The following is an 18211-nucleotide window of genomic DNA, read 5'->3' as shown; positions in this document are numbered from 1 at the left end:
ACCGCCAACATCCCCGTTATGGGGTTGTTTTTTTGGGCAACTTAATAATGCTAATAAGTCTAATTTTAAGTACAGTTAGCAAATATTACGCTAAATATAGTGTAAAATAAGATTTTTGTCAATCCCTGTCACTAAATATGGAATTAGAGTAAAGTGGTAAGACGTGAATTCATCATAGAAGTTGGTACAAATATTGACCATGCAATCAACATCACCGTCGATTACCATCACCCCCAACAAAGATATTAAAGTCATTAAGCGGGACGGCAGTTTTGCCCCCTTAGATGTATCGAAAATTCGAGAGGTAGTCAACTGGGCTTGTGAGGGGATGGAGGCCAACCCCATTACCCTAGAAGCGGGACTCACCACCCGTCTCCGCAATGGTGTGACCACGAGAGAAATTCAGGATAATTTAATTAATTGCGCCCTAGAATTATGTAGTCCCTCAGACCCCGACTGGCGTTATGTGGCCGGAAGACTGCATATTTGGAGTTTATGGAAAGATACCTTAGTCCGTCGTGGTTATGAATATGGCGACTATTGCAGAACCGTTCACAACAAAGTTGAACAGGGACAATATGATGTTCGGATTTTAACCTATACCGTAGAAGAACTTCAAGAAGCCGGAAGTTGGATTAATCCCGAATGGGATAAAGATTATGATTATGCTGGGGCGGTTTTGTTAAGTAAACGCTATTTATTGTCTGAGGAATTACCCCAGGAAGCTTTATTAACCTGTGCATTACTATTAGCAATTGTTGAAACATCTGAAAATCGTTTATTCTGGGCGCGAAAATTTTATCAAGCGATCGCTCAACGGAAAATTTCATTAGCCACACCCATTTTAGCTAATTTAAGGATTCCTCATGGTTCATTGAGTAGCTGTTTTATTACAGCAATGGATGATAATTTAGAAAGCATTTTTGACACGATTAAAGATGCTGCTAGGATTTCTAAAAATGGCGGGGGTGTAGGAACAAATGTTAGTCGAGTTCGGGCGACAGGAAGTTGGGTTATGGGGAAACAAAACACCTCTGGGGGTGTTATTCCTTGGATTAAGTTATTAAATGATACTGCGATCGCGGTTAACCAAGGAGGTCGTCGGGCGGGAGCAATTACGGTTAGTTTAGATATCTGGCATTTAGATGTTTCCGAATTTCTGGAAATGCAAACGGAAAATGGGGATCAACGTCGCAAAGCGTATGATATTTTTCCGCAATTAGTCATCTCCGATGAATTCATGCGCCGGGTGATTAATCGGGAAGATTGGACACTGATTGATCCCTATGAAATTAGGGAAAAATTAGGGATTGAATTAGCAGAAACTTGGGGGGATGCTTTTGAAAGTGCTTATCAAAAAATAGAAGAAAATTTAGATACAGAAATTACCCTTTATAGAAAGGTAAATGCTAGAGAACTGTTCAAGTTAATTATGCGATCGCAAGTGGAAACGGGAATGCCCTATTTATGGTTTAAAGATACCTCAAATCGAGCTAATCCAAATCAACACGAAGGGTATATTCCGGGGGGGAATTTATGTCAAGAATCGTGGAGTAATGTTAAACCCGGAGAGGAAGCACACACTTGCAATTTAGATTCCTTGAATTTGGCTAATATTGAACCCGAAGAACTCCCAGAAATCTGTGAAATTGCGGTGCGAATGTTAGACAATACCATTGAAATTACTAATACACCCTTTGAAGCCAGTAAACACCATAATCAAAAATATCGTACTATTGGGGTTGGAGCGATGGGTTTAGCAGATTGGTTAGCCAAAAATCGCTTAACCTATAATCATTTAACCGAAATTAGTCATCTATTTGAAGATATCGGTTTCTATTGTACTCAAACCTCAATGGAATTGGCAAAAGAACGAGGCGCTTATCCAGCCTTTAAAGGTAGCACTTGGAGTCAAGGAAAGTTAATTGGAGCGAAACCCGTAGAGTGGTTTTTACAACACGCTGGGAATAAAGAACGCTGGCAAAAATTGAGTTTAGAGATTCAACAATATGGGATTCGGAATTCTCATATTACCGCGATCGCTCCTAACACATCTTCTTCTTTAGTGCAAGGATGTACTGCTAGTATTTTACCTTGTTATAGTCGTTTTTTCTATGACAAATGGGCAAAAGGAACCGTACCCATTGCTCCGCCTTTCTTGCGGGATCATTTCTGGTTTTACCCGGAAAATAAAAGCCTAAATCAACAAATTGTTGTGAAAGCAGTTGCGACTGTTCAACAATGGATTGATACCGGAATTTCAATGGAATTAATGTTTAATCTCAACGAAGGAATTTATTTCCCCGATGAGCCTGATCGGACTCTGAAAGCTAAAGATATTTTTGATACATTAATCTTAGCTTGGCAACAAGGGTGTAAAGCCGTTTATTATGTCAGGACTGTACAGCGCGACAGCTTCAAAGAAGCCGATGATGGTTGCGTTGCTTGTGCAAACTAACCGTTAAATTGTTAAGCCTATAGCGCTATGTCATACTTGTAAGATAAAGTAATCTTGCACTACTCTATTTTACAACTATGACCCTAGATTTGTTTTCATCATCAGCAATGGATAAAAGTGGGCATCAAAAACCCTTGAAAATGCCCATAAATCCCATTTTTAACCCCAATGGAAATGATGATATTGCTCATCGTTCAATTTGGTTTGGGGAAACCACAAATTTAATGCAACTTAATGATGTGCGTTATTCCTGGGCTGTCAGTTTGTATAAACAAATGCGGGAGAATTTCTGGGTTCCTGAAAAATTAGATATTACTCAGGATGTCGTGGATTATGTTAATTTAACTCCCGATGAACGCTGGGCATTTGATGGAATTTTATCCTATTTGACGTTTTTAGATTCCATTCAAACCTGCAAGTGCGATTCGTTCGGCTCAAAAGTCAGTCTCTAAGATTGATGTGGAGTCGGCAAGGTTGGAAAAACCTTGACAACTAAGTGACCATGTAGGTGAAAATCCTACCCTCTAGGTGCAAGAGTGACAGCATTACCCCTACGGTAGCGACTAGCCATCAATCCGTAAAGCGGGGTGAAAAGGCAGACTATCGGAAGCCTAGCTGAATCAGCGTAACCGATAACTGTTGAGCAAAGTACCCATGAGTAGTCAACGAAGATGTGTTTGAAGCGTCGTAATTTGGAACCAGGGAAATAGGGCTGATACCCTGGAGTCAAAAAGACAAAGGCTAATGGAGGTGGCTAATTTGCAATAGACCATCCTGCACTTCCCATAAACCCGGCGTAGAGCATCACTCTAAAGGTACATAAAATGGTCATTTGGAACGAAGTAACCCCTCGTATGCTCTCGGAAAGGTCGAATATTCCGAGTAGGTGCTAACCGGATGCAGCGAGTCGGAAGGATTGAGTCAGAAGCGAAAGCTCAGAGTAATGCCTGAGATATGCAAACAGACTCACGATGATTTGGAAGGTAGAGTTTCAATAAGTAGTAAATATGTCTAATACGAGTTTAAAGACTACGGTGGAATGGAATCAGGTAAACTGGCGCAAGCTGGAACGCCGGATTTATAAGCTGCAAAAGAGAATCTATCGAGCCTCAAGTCGTGGTGATGTTAAAGTCGTTCGCAGACTCCAGAAAACATTGATGAAGTCCTGGTCAGCAAAAATGCTGGCGGTCAGAAAGGTGACTCAGGATAACCAAGGTAAAAAGACAGCAGGTGTTGATGGGATTAAATCATTAACCCCTAAACAACGTCTAAATCTGGTAAAAAACCTGAAACTTGGGTCAAAAGTCAAACCAATGCGGCGGGTATGGATACCTAAACCGAAGGTCGAAAAAAGACCTTTGGGAATACCAACAATATATGACCGCGCATTACAAGCCCTAGTCAAACTAGGATTAGAACCCGAATGGGAAGCGCGATTTGAACCTAATTCTTATGGGTTCAGACCAGGACGCTCATGCCATGATGCAATCCAAGCAATCTTTATTGTCATCAAGCAAAAACCCAAATTTGTGCTTGATGCCGATATCGCTCAATGCTTTGATGGTATCGACCATGAACAATTGCTCGATAAACTCAATACCTATCCAAAATTACGAAGACAAATTCGGGCTTGGCTGAAAAGCGGAGTCATGGATGGTAAGCAATTGTTCCCGACATCAAAGGGTACGCCACAGGGCGGGGTCATTTCTCCACTTCTGGCTAACATCGCCCTTCATGGGATGGAATATCAGATTAAGGAATTTGTTAAAACTTTACCAGGGAAATTATCACCCAGAGACAAAGCCAAGGCAATAAGCTTAATCCGATATGCCGATGACTTTGTGATTCTTCACGAAGACATAACCATTGTCCAACGATGTCAAGAAATAATTTCTGAATGGTTAAAAGGCATGGGATTGGAATTGAAACCTAGTAAAACCAGAATGACTCATACTCTTAACCTATATGAGAATCAAGAACCCGGATTTGATTTTCTAGGGTTTAATATTCGACAATACAAAGTCGGAAAATATCACTCTGGAAAAACCACAAAAGGTGGACGATTACTAGGGTACAAAACCCTCATCAAACCCAGTCGGCAATCGATTAAGGAATATTATCAAAACATCAGTGAAATTATTGACAAACATCAATCAGCACCCCAAAAGGCTCTGATTGATAACTTAAACCCGATAATCCGGGGATGGTGCAATTATTTTTCTGGTGTTGTGAGTAAAGATATCTACGCTAAATTAGATCATCTTATATTCTACAAATTGTTAAGCTGGGGTAAACACCGTCATCAGAATAAAACTGATAAATGGGTCGCAGATAGATATTGGCATTCTGAGGGAAATAGAAACTGGGTATTTGCTAGTCGTAAGGAAGATAAATTAACTCGACTACTACTCCATGCGGATACTCCTATAAAATCTCATGTCAAAGTTAAAGAAAATCTATCGCCCTATGATGGTAACTGGAAATACTGGAGTCAAAGAATGGGTAAACACCCGGAAGTTCCTAAAAGAGTAGCAATACTCTTAAAGAAACAAAAAGGGAAATGCCCAGAATGCGGATTGTACATTAAAGAAGAAGATGTACTAGAAATCGACCACATCCTTCCCCTGTCAAAAGGTGGAAAAGATGAGTACAAAAACCTTCAACTTCTACATCGACATTGCCACGACAAGAAAACCGTCAGAGATGGCAGTTCTCAAGGTACTCATGATAAGAGCCAAATCATTGAGGAGCCGGATGAGGTGAAAGTCTCAAGTCCGGTTCTGAAGACGAGCAGTAATCGTGAGGTTATTGCTTAGTTTAACTATTCCTCACCTCAAAAGTTGTGTAACTGCCCCAGAAATTAGTCTGTGTATGGCAGAACAAACTTCTCAAGAGGCAATGCACAATCAGAGTTATCAATACATGATTGAAACGATGATTCCATCTGATCGGAGAACCTTTGTTTATGAGTTTTGGAAAACCGATCGTGTCTTACGCGATCGCTGTGAATTTATCGCTGGGATTTATCAAAAATATATTGATGATTCCACTGCTGAAAACTATTTCATTGCTCTGTTAGCCGATTATATGTTAGAAGGACTTTACTTCTACAATGGGTTAAATTAATGGCCCCCTAGCACCGCGAGATGTTAGTGAAAACTCATCAAATTGCTGGAACTCCCTAAAGCCTTTATACCAAAGCGAAATTAGAAATGATAAGCGCGCCAGGTGCGAGAGCAGAAAAAAGTTAAAGGATTGATTGGAAGCCGCAAGGGATCTAATCTTTACAATGGGTAATCAGCAGCCAAGCTCCGCATAAAAGGAGAAGGTTCAACGAACAGAGGGTGAGTATCTTTTATTCGTTTAAGATAAAAGATAATGGTATGTTCTAGCCCCTACTGAAAGGATGGGTAGTAGCGTTATCTACTTCTACAATTTAGCGTCACGGATGTTAATGCCGGGATCTGCTGATATTTTCAAAATGATTAATAGGGACGAATTGAGTCATGTTCGGTTATTCCAAAAATTGATTCCTGAAGCCATGCAAGTGTTTACCCATTCGGTTGATCAAATTTATGAAATGTTCAATACAGCCGTTGAACATGAATGTAAATGGACTAATCATATTGTGGGAAATAATATCTTAGGAATCACCGAATATAGCACCGAACAATACACCAAATATCTAGCAAATATTCGGTTGCGTTCTATCGGTTTAGAACCGCTTTATCCCGATAAAAAGTACAGCAAAAGTCCCTATACCCATTTAGAACGCTTCTCGGATACCAAAAAAGAAGCGCATACTAAAGCCAATTTCTTTGAAGCCAGCGTCACCAGTTATGTGATGTCTTCCGGCGTCAGTGGTTGGGACGAAATTTAACCGCTCGTAGAGACGTGCTATAGCACGTCTCTACCGTTAACATAAAATTTGTGTCACCATAGAGAGAATAGCTTTCTAGCACTATTTGCTCGAACTCTGTATGAATACTATCCCTTCTACAACCCCTTCTCTAATTTCCACAGACCAACTTCAAAATTTAATCAATCAGTCAATTAAAACCTTAGAAACCCTGCTACAAGATGAAAAAATCAACCCTTCAGAACGAGCAAATATAGCCTTAAAAATATTAGAAATGGCAGAATGTTCTTCTGTTACTTTAATGGAATCTTTAAAATCATCTTCTTTGCTATCCTCAACGCCAGAAATATCACCTAATTCAACCCCGAAGGTTGTTGAAAACAATATTACAATTCTCCCGGCAAATTATGTCCAAATTGAAAACTTTTTAACCCCCCAAGAAAATCGAGAAGCCTTAAAAATTGCTTTAAAACAATCGAGTAAATTTGTTGATTCTAAAACAACAACTAAAGCTATTAATTATCGCAAATCTTCTATTTTATATGCAACATTATTTCCTGGTTTTTATGAATTGCTTCGCAAAAAACTAATGGCTACAATTCCTTCTGTTCTGACTCAGTTAAACTTTTCTCCCTTTACAGTTTCTCAAGTTGAAATGCAATTAACTGCTCATAATGATGGATGTTTCTATAAAATTCATAATGATTCTGGGAGTCCTGAAACCGATACTCGCGTCATTAGTTATGTCTATTATTTTCATAAACAACCCAAAAACTTTTCGGGAGGAAATTTAAGACTGTATGCAACGGAATGGAATAATAGTTATGCCTTAAATGAACGGGAATTTATTGATATTGAACCCCATAATAATAGTATCGTTTTTTTTGATAGTCGTTGCAAACATGAGGTCATGCCTGTTAGTTGTCCGTCCCGACGGTTTGAAGATGGACGCTTTACCCTTAATGGTTGGTTTCGTGCGGGTTAACCACAATTATTTAAGCAAGGATGTTCGCTTTACACAAGAGGGTAGTGTACAGTTTCTTAAACTGTCCATAACTTGTGAGGGTTTTTGTTGATCACAACTAAAATCTAACTAAACTAACACCCCAAGGAAGTAATAATTATGAGTAATAAACAAATGTTAGCACAAAAAGATACATCCGCTTGGATTCTTCAAGTTTGGCTATCTTTTATTCTGGCTGTATCTACAACTGCTATTGGAATTGCTTACCTTCCGGTTGATATTTGGGTGAAAGGATTTATGGGAATGGGTTTAACCTTTTCGGTGGGGTCTTCTTTTACGTTAGCTAAAACGGTTCGAGATAATCATGAAGCCGATAAATTATTATCTAAAGTTGATCAAGCTAAATTAGAAAAGTTATTAGCCGAATATAACCCGATAAAATAATTTAGGCTGTTAATCTGACGGGATGATAACTTCAATAATCCTATTAATTAAAGCGATCGCGTTTTTAGGTTTAAAATGCGATCGCCTATTTTTGATATATTAGTGTTACGCTTACCGTGATTTAATGATATTTACAGAAAATAGTAAACTGTCATTAATAGCAATTAAATAAATGCCAACATTCCGTTGCGATCGCCCAATCTTCCTCCGTATGAACTACTAATATTTTAACTTGAGAATCCGATGTAGAAATCTCTTGATCAACGGGGTTAGAAGAATTTTTTTCTAAGTCTAATTTTAACCCTAAAAACTCCCATCCTTGACAAGCGGCTTCTCGAACTTTTTCGGCGTGTTCTCCGACTCCGGCGGTAAATACTAACGCATCTAAACCCCCTAAACTCGCTAACATTTGCCCAATTCCCATTTTTAAGCGATGAATATACATTTCAAAGGCGAGTTTAGCTTGAGCATTTCCGGCTTTGATTTCTGCTAAAATATATCGCAGATCTCCCGACTCCCCCACAATTCCTTTTAACCCCGATTCTTTATTTAAAATTTGATTAATTTGATGCACATCATATTGATATTTTCCTTGTAAATATAAGACAATAGACGGATCAATTGAACCGCTTCGGGTTCCCATCATTAATCCTTCTAGGGGGGTAAATCCCATAGTAGTATTAATACTAATCCCATCTTGAATTGCAGCTAAGGAACATCCATTTCCTAAATGACAGGTAATTATTTTTAAGAGTTCTAAGGGTTTATCGAGGATTTTAGCCGTTTGTTTCGCACAATATTTATGGCTTGTTCCATGAAATCCATAGCGTTTAATTCCTTCTTTTAAATAGTGATAAGGAATCGGATAAATTGTTACATAATCGGGCATTTTTCGATGAAAAGCGGTATCAAATACTGCAACTTGGGGGACAGTTCCTAATAGAGTTTCAACGGCTTCAATTCCTTCTAAATGGGCGGGGTTGTGACTAGGAGCCAGAGGAATTAAAGACTGAATAGTTTCCTTAACTTTTTCATCAATTAATATTGCTTCCGAATAATCTGAGCCGCCATGGACGACGCGATGACCGACAATATTAATTTCTGAAAGGTGATTTAAAACTTTTGTTTCCCCTGAAATTAGGGTATTAAACATTTGAGAGAGTGCTTCTTGCTTGGATTTCAAATCTAAGGAATACTCTTGTTTTACCCCTGGTTTTTTGACAGTCATTAAACCCAATTCCTGTGATCCTGTCCAATCAATACTCGCTTCCCAAATCGGGTGTAAGGGATAGTCGGGTAACGTAGATTTTGTAATTTCATACAAACAGCTTTTTTGAGAACTTGAACCCGCATTTAATACTAAAATTTTCATAGGGTAAATTCGGTAAAAATTAAGATAAGTAATAATATCATTAATTTAACTCAAAGCCGAAAACATAAACTAAATTTTATGTGCAATCCCATTAATCCCTTAAATCCGGGTTTTAAGTTCCAATAGAAGAACGTAAGCTTTGATCTAAATGACATCGATCAGCTAAAGCGTGTAATAACGGCCCATGAGCAGATAATTCTACTATACTAACAGCCCCTGTGGGCATGGCAATGCGATCGCGGAATCTACCAATATCAATTCCTAATAATTCACATAACATAATTCTAATCGTGGCTTTATGAGATACAATTAAAATATTCCCTGATTGATATCGTTCTTCTATTTCTTGAAGCACGGGAGCAGAACGCCGAGCAATATCAACCCCTTTTTCTCCTCCTGTCGGTGCATTCCAACCCGGATCTGTTAACCAACGAACATAATCATCATGGTAATTTTGATTCACGGTTTGGGGAAGTTGTCCTTCCCATTCTCCATAAGCAATTTCTTTTAAACCCTCTCGAAATTGCATTTCTAAACCCACCGCCTCACACAACGGTTTTGCTGTTGTAATTGTTCGTTTCATCGGACTCACAAATGCAGCAACCCAAGGCAAATTCTGGTAAGATGTCGCAAATTGATCCGCCATCTTTAAACCATTTTCGGTTAAATCTGGATCTAAATTTCCACAATAACCGCCTTGTTGACTATAGGTGGTTTCTCCATGTCGAAGAAAGTACAGTTTAACGCTCATAATTTTAAGTGAATAATAGGATACTGTTAACAATCAGGGTGAACTCCTCCTTAAAGCCTATTCCTGAATATAGATATTGAGTTTAACAGTTGTTTAAATTTTCCCCATACCTTCAGGTTGCCGTTAGCTTAACATATCAGCTTGAGTTTCTCAGATCGAGAGAAAATCTTTAACTTTTTTTAAATAAAATTTTAATCTTTTGTTAAAGTTTACTCATTATTATAAGGGTTAACCCAGCCAAATCTTAAAAAAACAAGAAGAATAAAAATAGTATGTCTCTCAAATCAAGATTCAGTGCTATCATTTAACCAAATTTTCAACAATAGGGTATATACAAAACCGCAAACCGCCGTTTTCAATATATCCTATGCTCTCAAAAGTTGAAAAACGAAAACCCTTTATAACGGTCAGGACTTATGGTAGCTGCACCAGATAAACCCCTTGAGTTGAATAACCCTTTGAATGAGGAGGAACTACATCAGATTAATGCTTACTGGCGAGCTTGTAATTACCTCGCCGTTGGTATGATTTATCTACGCGAAAATCCTCTATTAAAACAACCCCTAAAACCCTCAGACGTTAAACATCGGTTACTAGGACATTGGGGTTCAAGTCCGGGGTTGAGCTTTATCTACATTCACCTCAACCGCCTGATTAAAAAATACGACCTGGATATGATTTATCTCGCTGGCCCAGGTCACGGCGCACCAGGGGTATTAGGCCCGGTTTACTTAGAAGGAACCTACTCGGAAATTTACCCCAATATTAGCGAAGACGCCGAGGGGATGGAAAAATTCTTCAAACAGTTTTCGTTTCCTGGCGGTATTGGTAGCCACTGCACCCCGGAAACCCCCGGTTCTATTCATGAAGGAGGGGAGTTAGGCTATAGTTTATCTCATGCTTATGGGTCTGTATTTGATAACCCCGACTTAATCTCCGTTTGTGTGGTGGGGGATGGAGAAGCCGAAACCGGAGCTTTAGCCACTGCTTGGCATTCTAACAAATTTTTGAATCCGATTCGAGATGGGGCGGTGTTGCCTGTTCTACATTTGAATGGGTATAAAATTGCCAACCCGACTATTTTATCGCGGATTAGCCATGAGGAATTAGAAGCGCTGTTTAAAGGTTATGGCTATAAACCCTATTTTGTCGAAGGGTCAGACCCGACCTTAATGCACCAGAAAATGGCAGCTATATTAGAAGAATCCATTACGGAAATTAAAACTATTCAAGCAGAAGCGCGGTCAACGGGTACGGCTAAACGTCCGATGTGGCCGATGATTGTCTTGCGGAGTCCCAAAGGTTGGACGGGCCCTGCGGAGGTGGATGGTCATAAAGTTGAAGGCTTCTGGCGAGCACACCAAGTCCCGATGGCTGATGTCACCACCAACCCGCCCCATCTTCAGTTATTAGAAGATTGGATGCGGAGTTATAAACCGGAAGAATTATTTGGTGAAAACGGCCGTTTAATTCCTGAACTCAAGGCTTTAGCCCCCCAAGGAACCAAGCGGATGAGTGCGAGCCCCCACGCCAACGGAGGGGCACTGCGAAAAGATTTAAAATTACCCGATTTCCGACAATATGGGGTTTCTGTGGAACATCCAGGGAAGTCGGAAGTAGAAAATACAAAGCTTTTGGGCAATTTCCTCCGGGATGTGATGCGGAATAATATGCAGAATTTCCGGGTATTTGGCCCCGATGAAACCGCCTCTAATCGTTTAAATCCGATATATGAGGTTAGTAAAAAAATCTGGATGGGGGATTTTTACCCGGAAGATTTAGACGGAAGTGAGTTAGCTACCGACGGCCGGGTGATGGAAATGTTGAGTGAGCATACCTTAGAAGGCTGGTTAGAAGGGTATTTGCTCACCGGACGTCATGGATTTTTCCATACTTATGAAGCCTTTGCTCACGTGATTGATTCCATGTTCAACCAACACGCGAAATGGTTGGATATTTGCAAAAATGAAGTACCCTGGCGATCGCCGATTTCTTCGTTAAATATTCTCTTGTCTTCAACGGTTTGGCGTCAAGATCATAACGGGTTTAGTCATCAAGACCCCGGATTTTTAGATGTGGTAACAAATAAAAGCGCCAGTGTGACTCGGATTTATTTACCCCCCGATGCTAACTGTTTATTATCCGTTGCTGACCATTGTTTAAAGAGTACGGATTATATCAATGTGATTGTTGCGGATAAACAGAAACATCTGCAATTTTTAACAATGGATGAAGCCATTAAACATTGTACTAAAGGCATTGGCATTTGGGAATGGGCAAGCAGTGATGATTGCGGAAAAGACCCGGATATTCCTGATGTAATTATGGCGAGTTGTGGCGATGTGGCGACAATGGAATCTTTAGCAGCAACGGCTATTTTACGGGAAGAAATACCGGATTTAAAAGTTCGGTTTGTGAACGTGGTAGATTTATTCAAGTTACAACCGGATTCGGAACATCCTCACGGTTTATCTGACCGAGATTTTGATAGTTTGTTTACAACAGATAAACCGATTATCTTTAATTTTCATGGCTATCCTTGGTTAATTCACAAGTTAGCTTATCGGCGGACAAATCACCCGAATTTGCACGTTAGAGGGTATAAAGAGAAGGGGAATATTAATACGCCTTTAGAGTTGGCGATTAATAACCAAGTTGACCGTTTTAATTTGGTGATGGATGTCATTGACCGAGTACCTAAATTAGGTTCGGCGGCGGCTTATGTTCGGGAACGCATGAAAAATGCTATCATCGAAAATGTCAATTATGCCTATGAACATGGCATGGACAAAGATGAAATTGTGAATTGGAAATGGCCGTTTTAAATTTCTAGAAACCGGGTTTCTCTGTTGGATTTGTTGTGAGAAATCAAGATAACTTCAGAAACCCGGTTTCTGTATACCCAGACTAAGTTCCTAGAAACCCGGTTTCTGTTAGCTTGCAGACTGATTTTACAATAGCTCAAGGGGATAAAATAGTACAGCCGGGCGGGTTTAGTAAGCTGATTGATTATAATCAAATATTTTTTCAGAACCCGCCCCTACAGAATTACGATTGAATTGATCAGAGGTTTAGAAATGCGATCGCCCTTTTAAAACAAATTGTAGGGGCGGGTTCGAGACAATTGATCACATCCCCATGTTAAGTCTAATAAACCCGCTCCTCCCTTTTTTAGTCGGGGCAAAAAAGCGATTTTGTGCTAAACTGTTGATGACTAATTTTATGATTTTTAACCATGAGTGACTTAATTGCGATCGCTTACGATAGCGAATACAAAGCCGAAGAAGTCCGTCTGACTTTGATTAAATTACAAAAAGAACATTTAATCGAGTTAGAAGACGCTGCGGTGATTGTCAAGAATGCTGAAGGCAAAGTTAAACTCAAGCAAGCCGTTGACTTAACCACTGCGGGTGCAGTCAGTGGCGGGTTTTGGGGTTTATTAATTGGAACTTTATTCCTTAGTCCCCTGTTAGGAGCCGCAGTAGGGGCCGCCGCCGGAGCCGCCAGTGGTGCCTTAAGTGATATTGGTGTTGATGATAACTTTATGAAATCTTTAGGGGAAACCCTGCAACCGGGAACCTCTGCTCTGTTTGTTTTAGTGCGGAAAGTTACCCCAGATAAAGTGTTAGAAGAAATCGCACCTTATGGCGGAACCGTGTTAAGAACCTCTCTGAGTAAAGATGAAGAAGCTCAATTACAAGAGGTTCTCAGTAGCCGAGGCGTGACGGTTTAATCCGATTTTTTAATCCAATTCTGTCTAATAAAATCAAGGATTAATAGGTAGAATTATCTAAAATCTATCTGCGGGTGTGTCAAACAACGCTGACGCACCCGATTTTTAGCGATCCTAATTTTTTTATAAAGATTAACCTCAGATTTTTTATATCGTTTATAATAATAAAACTCTTGATCGAAATTGTTGAGATTCTATCAAGATTGAGGCATTTAGTAGAGTGTCAAAAAAAAAACAGATTTGATATACTTTACTTTATATGGAAACAGCCGACCGTTAACTGTTAATGACCTAAATAAAGGACGGAAACTAATGGGACAAACTCTACTAGAACAACTGCGGGACATGACTGTTGTAGTGGCGGATACCGGAGATATCCAAGCCATTGAAATCTACACCCCCAGAGATGCAACCACAAACCCCTCCTTAATTACCGCCGCCGCCCAAATGCCTCAATATGAGGAAATTGTGGATGATACCCTCAAAAAAGCTCGTCAGGAGTTAGGGGAGAGTGCTTCCGCTTCAGAAGTAGCAACCTTAGCCTTTGAACGGTTAGCCGTTGCCTTTGGATTAAAAATATTAGCAATTATTCCGGGGCGGGTGTCAACGGAAGTCGATGCTCGGTTATCTTATGATACCGAAGCCACTATTGCTAAAGGTCGTTATCTGATTGATCAATATGAAGCAGCTGGAATTTCCCGCGATCGCATTTTAATTAAAATTGCCTCCACTTGGGAAGGAATTAAAGCCGGAGAAGTTCTCGAAAAAGAAGGGATTCATTGTAATTTAACCCTATTATTTGGCATTCATCAAGCCATCGCCTGTGCTGAAGCCGGGGCTACCTTAATTTCTCCCTTTGTGGGGCGGATTTTAGATTGGTATAAAAAAGACACCGGGCGAGATTCCTATCCTCCAGAGGAAGACCCTGGCGTGTTATCTGTGACCCGAATTTATAACTATTATAAAAAATTCGGTTATCAAACAGAAGTCATGGGGGCAAGTTTCCGTAATATTGGGGAAATTACCGAGTTAGCAGGTTGTGATTTATTAACGATTTCTCCCGCCTTATTAGAAGAATTACAATCTACTATTGGTGACTTACCCCGCAAACTTGACCCCAAAACTGTAGGGACATTTGAGATGGAAAAAATCTCGATTGATCAAGACACTTTTAACCGAATGCACGCCGAAGATGCCATGGCTTCAGAGAAGTTAGAAGAAGGAATTAAAGGGTTTTCTAAAGCCTTAGAAGCCTTAGAAAAATTCTTAACTGAACGCCTAGCTCGTTTAGAAGGAAAAGAAGTGATTAGCCATGCGGCCGAAGACATTTTCCGGGCGTATGATTTAGATGGAGATGGCTATATTACCCGTGAAGAATGGTCAGGAACTGATGCCGTATTTGATGCTCTGGATCAAGATAACGATGGTCAAATTACCGCCGAAGAAATGGCGGCTGGGTTGGGGGTATCCTTTCATTTCGCAACGGTTTAAAAAATCAAAACTCTAGGGGAAAATGTAGAGACGTGCCACGGCGCGTCTCTCTACTTTATATTCTAGGATGACTGACGCGCCATAAAGTTTTATCATTGTACCTATTAAACTTAAACAATCTCTACCCTCACGGGTGATTATTTTGCCGATATGAATCCATTTCCCGATTCTATTTTGAACGATTTAATGGCAGGTGATCCTGAAACTGCAATTTCTTTAGAGCATTTACAACGAAACTTTGCGGCTAACCTGCTCTATCTTCAGGGTAAATTACCGACAACGGCAACCCCCCAAGAATTATATCAAGCCTTAGCCTATACCATTCGACAATTATTAATGCCTTCTTGGGTCAAAACAACTCAAACCGACGCTCAAAATCATGTTAAACAGGTTTGCTATTTTTCCGCCGAATATTCATTAGGATGCCATCTCGCTAATCATCTGATCAATCTCAATATATGGGAACCAATACAACAATGTCTTGAAACCTTTAACTTAAATTTACAAGAATTAATTGATCAAGAAATAGAACCCAGTTTAGGATATGGTAATGTTGCCCAATTACCTGTTAATGAATTAGACTCCCTCTCTACCTTGAATCTTCCTGCTATAGCCTATGGAATTCACTACGAATTTGGCAGTTTTGATCAAGAAATTCGCAATGGTTGGCAAGTTGAAAAAATTGATAAATGGTTACGGTATGGAAATCCTTGGGAAATTGAGCGTCCAGAAGCAACGGTAAATGTAAAATTAGGCGGTCATACCGAAGCCTATTATGATGATCAAGGACGCTATCGAGTGCGTTGGATTGGCCATCGTTGTATTAAAGGCGTTCCCTATGATACCCCGATTTCCGGTTATCAAAGCCAGAGAATTAATACCTTGCGACTGTGGAAAGCAGAACCGATTGTTTCCTTAAATTATCAAGATTTTAATATTGGGGATTATTATGGAACCGTTCTGGAAAAACCCTTTGTCGAATTACTCACCAAAGTATTATATCCCCATGATGAACTGATTCAAGAAAAACAATTACGTTTAGAACAACAATTCTTTTTAGTGTCCTGTTCTCTACAAGATATGATTCGGAATCATTTAGCAACAGGAGAGAGTTTAGACACCTTTTATAGACGTTATGCCGTTCAACTTCATGATACTCCCAGTGCCATCGCAATTGCAGAATTAATGCGATTATTTATTGATGAATATGCCTTGGATTGGGAACAAGCTTGGTCAATTACACGGCAAACTTTTACTTATCTCAATCCTACACTATCACCCGAAGTTCAAGGGAAATGGGCGATTGGATTGTTAGGGAGTTTATTACCCCGTCATTTAGAAATTATCTATGAAATTAATAATCGATTTTTGATTAAAGTTCGGAGTCAATATCCGGGGGATTTTACCAAATTAGCCCGATTATCCTTAATTGATGAAACTGGAGAACGGTATGTCCGCATGGCACACTTAGCTTGTGTGGGAAGTTATGCAATTAATGGGATTTCTCTTTGGCAAACAGAACGATTAAAGCAATCTATTATTCCTGATTTTTATGAATTAACCCCGGAAAAATTTCGGGCGATTAGCAGTGGAATTACCCCTCGGCGTTGGTTGGTTTTAGCAAATCCTCGTTTAACAGAATTAATTACTTATAAAATTGGGAATAGCTGGATCAAAAATTTAGCCGATCTGCATCGTTTAGAAGCGGAAATGGATCAGGTAGAATTTCGTTTAGCTTGGCGAAATATTAAACAGGAAAATAAACGACAACTGGCTAATTATATTGAACAAAATTGTGGGATTATGGTGAATCCCGATTCTATTTTTGATATTCAAATTGAACGAATTCAAGAATATAAACGCCAGCATTTGAATGTGTTTAAAATTATTGCCCTCTACAATCAAATTCGCAAAAATCCTGACTTAGATTATGTTCCCCAAACGTTTATTTTTGGCGGAAAAACAGCCCCCGGTTATGTGATGGGGAAATTGATGATTAAATTAATTCATGCGGTGGGTCAAGTGGTTAATTCCGATCCGATTATTGGCGATCGCTTAAAAGTAGTATTTATTCCCAATGTTACTCCCACTTTAAGTGAACGCATCTATCCCGCAGCAGATGTGTCTGAACATTTAGCAATGGCGGGTAAAAAATCGGCAGGAATTGCAATTTTAAAACCCGCCTTTAATGGCGCGTTAACAATGGGAATTGTCGATGGAGCCAGCGAAGAATTACGCAACGCAGTCGGAGCCGAAAATTTCTTTGATTTTGGCTTAAGTTTACCCGAAACTGAAGCTTTAAAAGCTAAAGGGTATAATCCTTGGAGTTATTATCATACTAACGAAAGCTTGCGGGAAAGTATTGATCAAATTGCATCGGGTTATTTTTCCCAAGGTGATCCGAATCTATTCAAAACGTTAATTGATGCCTTATTATATCATGATGAATATATGATTTTTGCCGATTATCAATCCTATTTGGATTGTCAAGATCAAGTCAGCAAAACCTATCGAAACTGGGAAAAATGGACGCAAATGTCTATTTTAAATGTGGCTCGTCTAGGTCGTTTTTCTTCTGATGAAATTGTCCAAACCTATTGTCAGACTATTTGGAATATTAACCCGGTTTAGGATAATATTAGTAGCGTTTTTAAGTCGAAATAGCCTGGTTTTAAATAATAAACTTTGATAAATCCTTCGGAGGGAGTCGGAGGACAATTGGCGATCGCATTCCCCATCTGTTCAATAATAGATTCAGGAACCTGACGAGAGCGATTTTGATTCCACTGTTTGCAAGTTTCTATCGGGGTTTCTAATACCCAAGCTACCCAAACACGAGGAATTTCAGGAGAAATTAAGGCAATTTTTTCTAATAGTTCGAGTCGCCAATGTCGATAAACATTGGTCGCATCATAAATAATCGGTTGAGAAGACGCGATCGCCTTTTCCATTTCTCGCAAGACTTCCCCTTCAATTTCTAACCAATTCCCCTGAATAATTTCATCCCCATAAAGTTGTTCTCGAATGCGATCGGTAGAAATAATTAAACCCTGCGTAAGTTCCGCCAGTTGTTGAGCAACTGTTGACTTTCCCGAACCGGGAACACCAATCATAAAATGACAAATCATATCCTATTCCC

14 protein-coding genes are annotated in these 18211 nt (G+C 39.6%); 11 read left to right on the top strand and 3 right to left on the bottom strand.

Going from position 1 to position 18211, the window contains the following annotated elements:
* Positions 1 to 199 precede the first annotated feature (199 nt).
* From PL8927_RS21430 to PL8927_RS21400, 7 genes are all read left to right on the top strand, one after another.
* Positions 200 to 2458 carry a ribonucleoside-diphosphate reductase subunit alpha gene (locus tag PL8927_RS21430; protein ID WP_083625494.1) on the top strand — a complete coding sequence of 753 codons (2259 nt, stop codon included), beginning with the start codon at positions 200 to 202 and terminating at the stop codon, positions 2456 to 2458.
* Positions 2459 to 2535: 77 nt separating this feature from the next.
* Positions 2536 to 2910 (top strand): ribonucleotide-diphosphate reductase subunit beta, encoded by a 375-nt coding sequence (locus PL8927_RS21425; protein WP_231506102.1) that lies wholly within the window; start codon positions 2536 to 2538, stop codon positions 2908 to 2910.
* A gap of 555 nt (positions 2911 to 3465) precedes the next feature.
* Positions 3466 to 5274 (top strand): group II intron reverse transcriptase/maturase, encoded by a 1809-nt coding sequence (gene ltrA, locus PL8927_RS21420; protein ID WP_083625493.1) that lies wholly within the window; start codon positions 3466 to 3468, stop codon positions 5272 to 5274.
* Complete coding sequence (locus PL8927_RS21415) at positions 5258 to 5584, top strand: ribonucleotide-diphosphate reductase subunit beta (protein ID WP_231506101.1); 327 nt, start codon at positions 5258 to 5260, stop codon at positions 5582 to 5584. Before ltrA ends, PL8927_RS21415 begins: the two co-directional genes overlap by 17 nt.
* A 280-nt stretch (positions 5585 to 5864) precedes the next feature.
* Positions 5865 to 6338: a ribonucleotide-diphosphate reductase subunit beta gene (locus PL8927_RS21410; RefSeq protein ID WP_083625492.1), complete on the top strand. Its 474-nt coding sequence runs from the start codon at positions 5865 to 5867 to the stop codon at positions 6336 to 6338.
* A gap of 100 nt (positions 6339 to 6438) precedes the next feature.
* Positions 6439 to 7302 (top strand): 2OG-Fe(II) oxygenase, encoded by an 864-nt coding sequence (locus tag PL8927_RS21405; RefSeq protein ID WP_083625491.1) that lies wholly within the window; start codon positions 6439 to 6441, stop codon positions 7300 to 7302.
* Between the two features lie 138 nt (positions 7303 to 7440).
* Positions 7441 to 7725: a YiaA/YiaB family inner membrane protein gene (locus PL8927_RS21400; RefSeq protein ID WP_083625490.1), complete on the top strand. Its 285-nt coding sequence runs from the start codon at positions 7441 to 7443 to the stop codon at positions 7723 to 7725.
* Positions 7726 to 7879: 154 nt separating this feature from the next.
* Here PL8927_RS21400 and PL8927_RS21395 read toward each other — a convergent pair whose 3' ends face one another.
* Together PL8927_RS21395 and PL8927_RS21390 are read right to left on the bottom strand one after the other, a co-directional pair.
* A complete protein-coding gene (locus PL8927_RS21395; protein WP_083625489.1) occupies positions 7880 to 9097 on the bottom strand; it encodes an acetate kinase in 1218 nt (405 codons plus the stop codon).
* A 112-nt stretch (positions 9098 to 9209) separates the two neighbouring features.
* A complete protein-coding gene (locus PL8927_RS21390; protein WP_083625488.1) occupies positions 9210 to 9848 on the bottom strand; it encodes a histidine phosphatase family protein in 639 nt (212 codons plus the stop codon).
* A 416-nt stretch (positions 9849 to 10264) separates the two neighbouring features.
* Here PL8927_RS21390 and PL8927_RS21385 point away from each other — a divergent pair, with 416 nt between their 5' ends.
* From PL8927_RS21385 to glgP, 4 genes are all read left to right on the top strand, one after another.
* Positions 10265 to 12673 carry a phosphoketolase family protein gene (locus PL8927_RS21385; protein WP_083625487.1) on the top strand — a complete coding sequence of 803 codons (2409 nt, stop codon included), beginning with the start codon at positions 10265 to 10267 and terminating at the stop codon, positions 12671 to 12673.
* A gap of 410 nt (positions 12674 to 13083) precedes the next feature.
* Positions 13084 to 13581: a DUF1269 domain-containing protein gene (locus PL8927_RS21380; RefSeq protein WP_083625486.1), complete on the top strand. Its 498-nt coding sequence runs from the start codon at positions 13084 to 13086 to the stop codon at positions 13579 to 13581.
* 312 nt (positions 13582 to 13893) lie between these two features.
* Positions 13894 to 15072 carry a transaldolase gene (locus PL8927_RS21375; protein ID WP_083625485.1) on the top strand — a complete coding sequence of 393 codons (1179 nt, stop codon included), beginning with the start codon at positions 13894 to 13896 and terminating at the stop codon, positions 15070 to 15072.
* Positions 15073 to 15222: 150 nt separating this feature from the next.
* Complete coding sequence (gene glgP, locus PL8927_RS21370; RefSeq protein ID WP_083625484.1) at positions 15223 to 17703, top strand: glycogen/starch/alpha-glucan family phosphorylase; 2481 nt, start codon at positions 15223 to 15225, stop codon at positions 17701 to 17703.
* On the opposite strand, the gene PL8927_RS21365 is transcribed toward glgP, so the two are convergent.
* A complete protein-coding gene (locus PL8927_RS21365; protein WP_083625483.1) occupies positions 17700 to 18200 on the bottom strand; it encodes an ATP-binding protein in 501 nt (166 codons plus the stop codon). The genes glgP and PL8927_RS21365 overlap by 4 nt on opposite strands.
* Between the last annotated feature and the right edge of the window lie 11 nt (positions 18201 to 18211).

It is taken from the genome of Planktothrix serta PCC 8927 (genome assembly GCF_900010725.2).
Lineage (GTDB): Bacteria > Cyanobacteriota > Cyanobacteriia > Cyanobacteriales > Microcoleaceae > Planktothrix > Planktothrix serta.
Note: the sequence above shows the minus strand (reverse complement) of the source record. Positions and strands in the feature narration are given on the sequence as shown.

What these genes read in the sequence shown, in the direction of transcription:
- PL8927_RS21430 (WP_083625494.1), top strand. Translation starts at nt 200, where the DNA reads ATGCAATCAACATCACCGTCGATTACCATCACCCCCAACAAAGATATT.
- PL8927_RS21425 (WP_231506102.1), top strand. Translation starts at nt 2,536, where the DNA reads ATGACCCTAGATTTGTTTTCATCATCAGCAATGGATAAAAGTGGGCAT.
- ltrA (WP_083625493.1), top strand. Translation starts at nt 3,466, where the DNA reads ATGTCTAATACGAGTTTAAAGACTACGGTGGAATGGAATCAGGTAAAC.
- PL8927_RS21410 (WP_083625492.1), top strand. Translation starts at nt 5,865, where the DNA reads ATGGGTAGTAGCGTTATCTACTTCTACAATTTAGCGTCACGGATGTTA.
- PL8927_RS21405 (WP_083625491.1), top strand. Translation starts at nt 6,439, where the DNA reads ATGAATACTATCCCTTCTACAACCCCTTCTCTAATTTCCACAGACCAA.
- PL8927_RS21400 (WP_083625490.1), top strand. Translation starts at nt 7,441, where the DNA reads ATGAGTAATAAACAAATGTTAGCACAAAAAGATACATCCGCTTGGATT.
- PL8927_RS21395 (WP_083625489.1), bottom strand. Translation starts at nt 9,097, where the DNA reads ATGAAAATTTTAGTATTAAATGCGGGTTCAAGTTCTCAAAAAAGCTGT.
- PL8927_RS21390 (WP_083625488.1), bottom strand. Translation starts at nt 9,848, where the DNA reads ATGAGCGTTAAACTGTACTTTCTTCGACATGGAGAAACCACCTATAGT.
- PL8927_RS21385 (WP_083625487.1), top strand. Translation starts at nt 10,265, where the DNA reads ATGGTAGCTGCACCAGATAAACCCCTTGAGTTGAATAACCCTTTGAAT.
- PL8927_RS21380 (WP_083625486.1), top strand. Translation starts at nt 13,084, where the DNA reads ATGAGTGACTTAATTGCGATCGCTTACGATAGCGAATACAAAGCCGAA.
- PL8927_RS21375 (WP_083625485.1), top strand. Translation starts at nt 13,894, where the DNA reads ATGGGACAAACTCTACTAGAACAACTGCGGGACATGACTGTTGTAGTG.
- glgP (WP_083625484.1), top strand. Translation starts at nt 15,223, where the DNA reads ATGAATCCATTTCCCGATTCTATTTTGAACGATTTAATGGCAGGTGAT.
- PL8927_RS21365 (WP_083625483.1), bottom strand. Translation starts at nt 18,200, where the DNA reads ATGATTTGTCATTTTATGATTGGTGTTCCCGGTTCGGGAAAGTCAACA.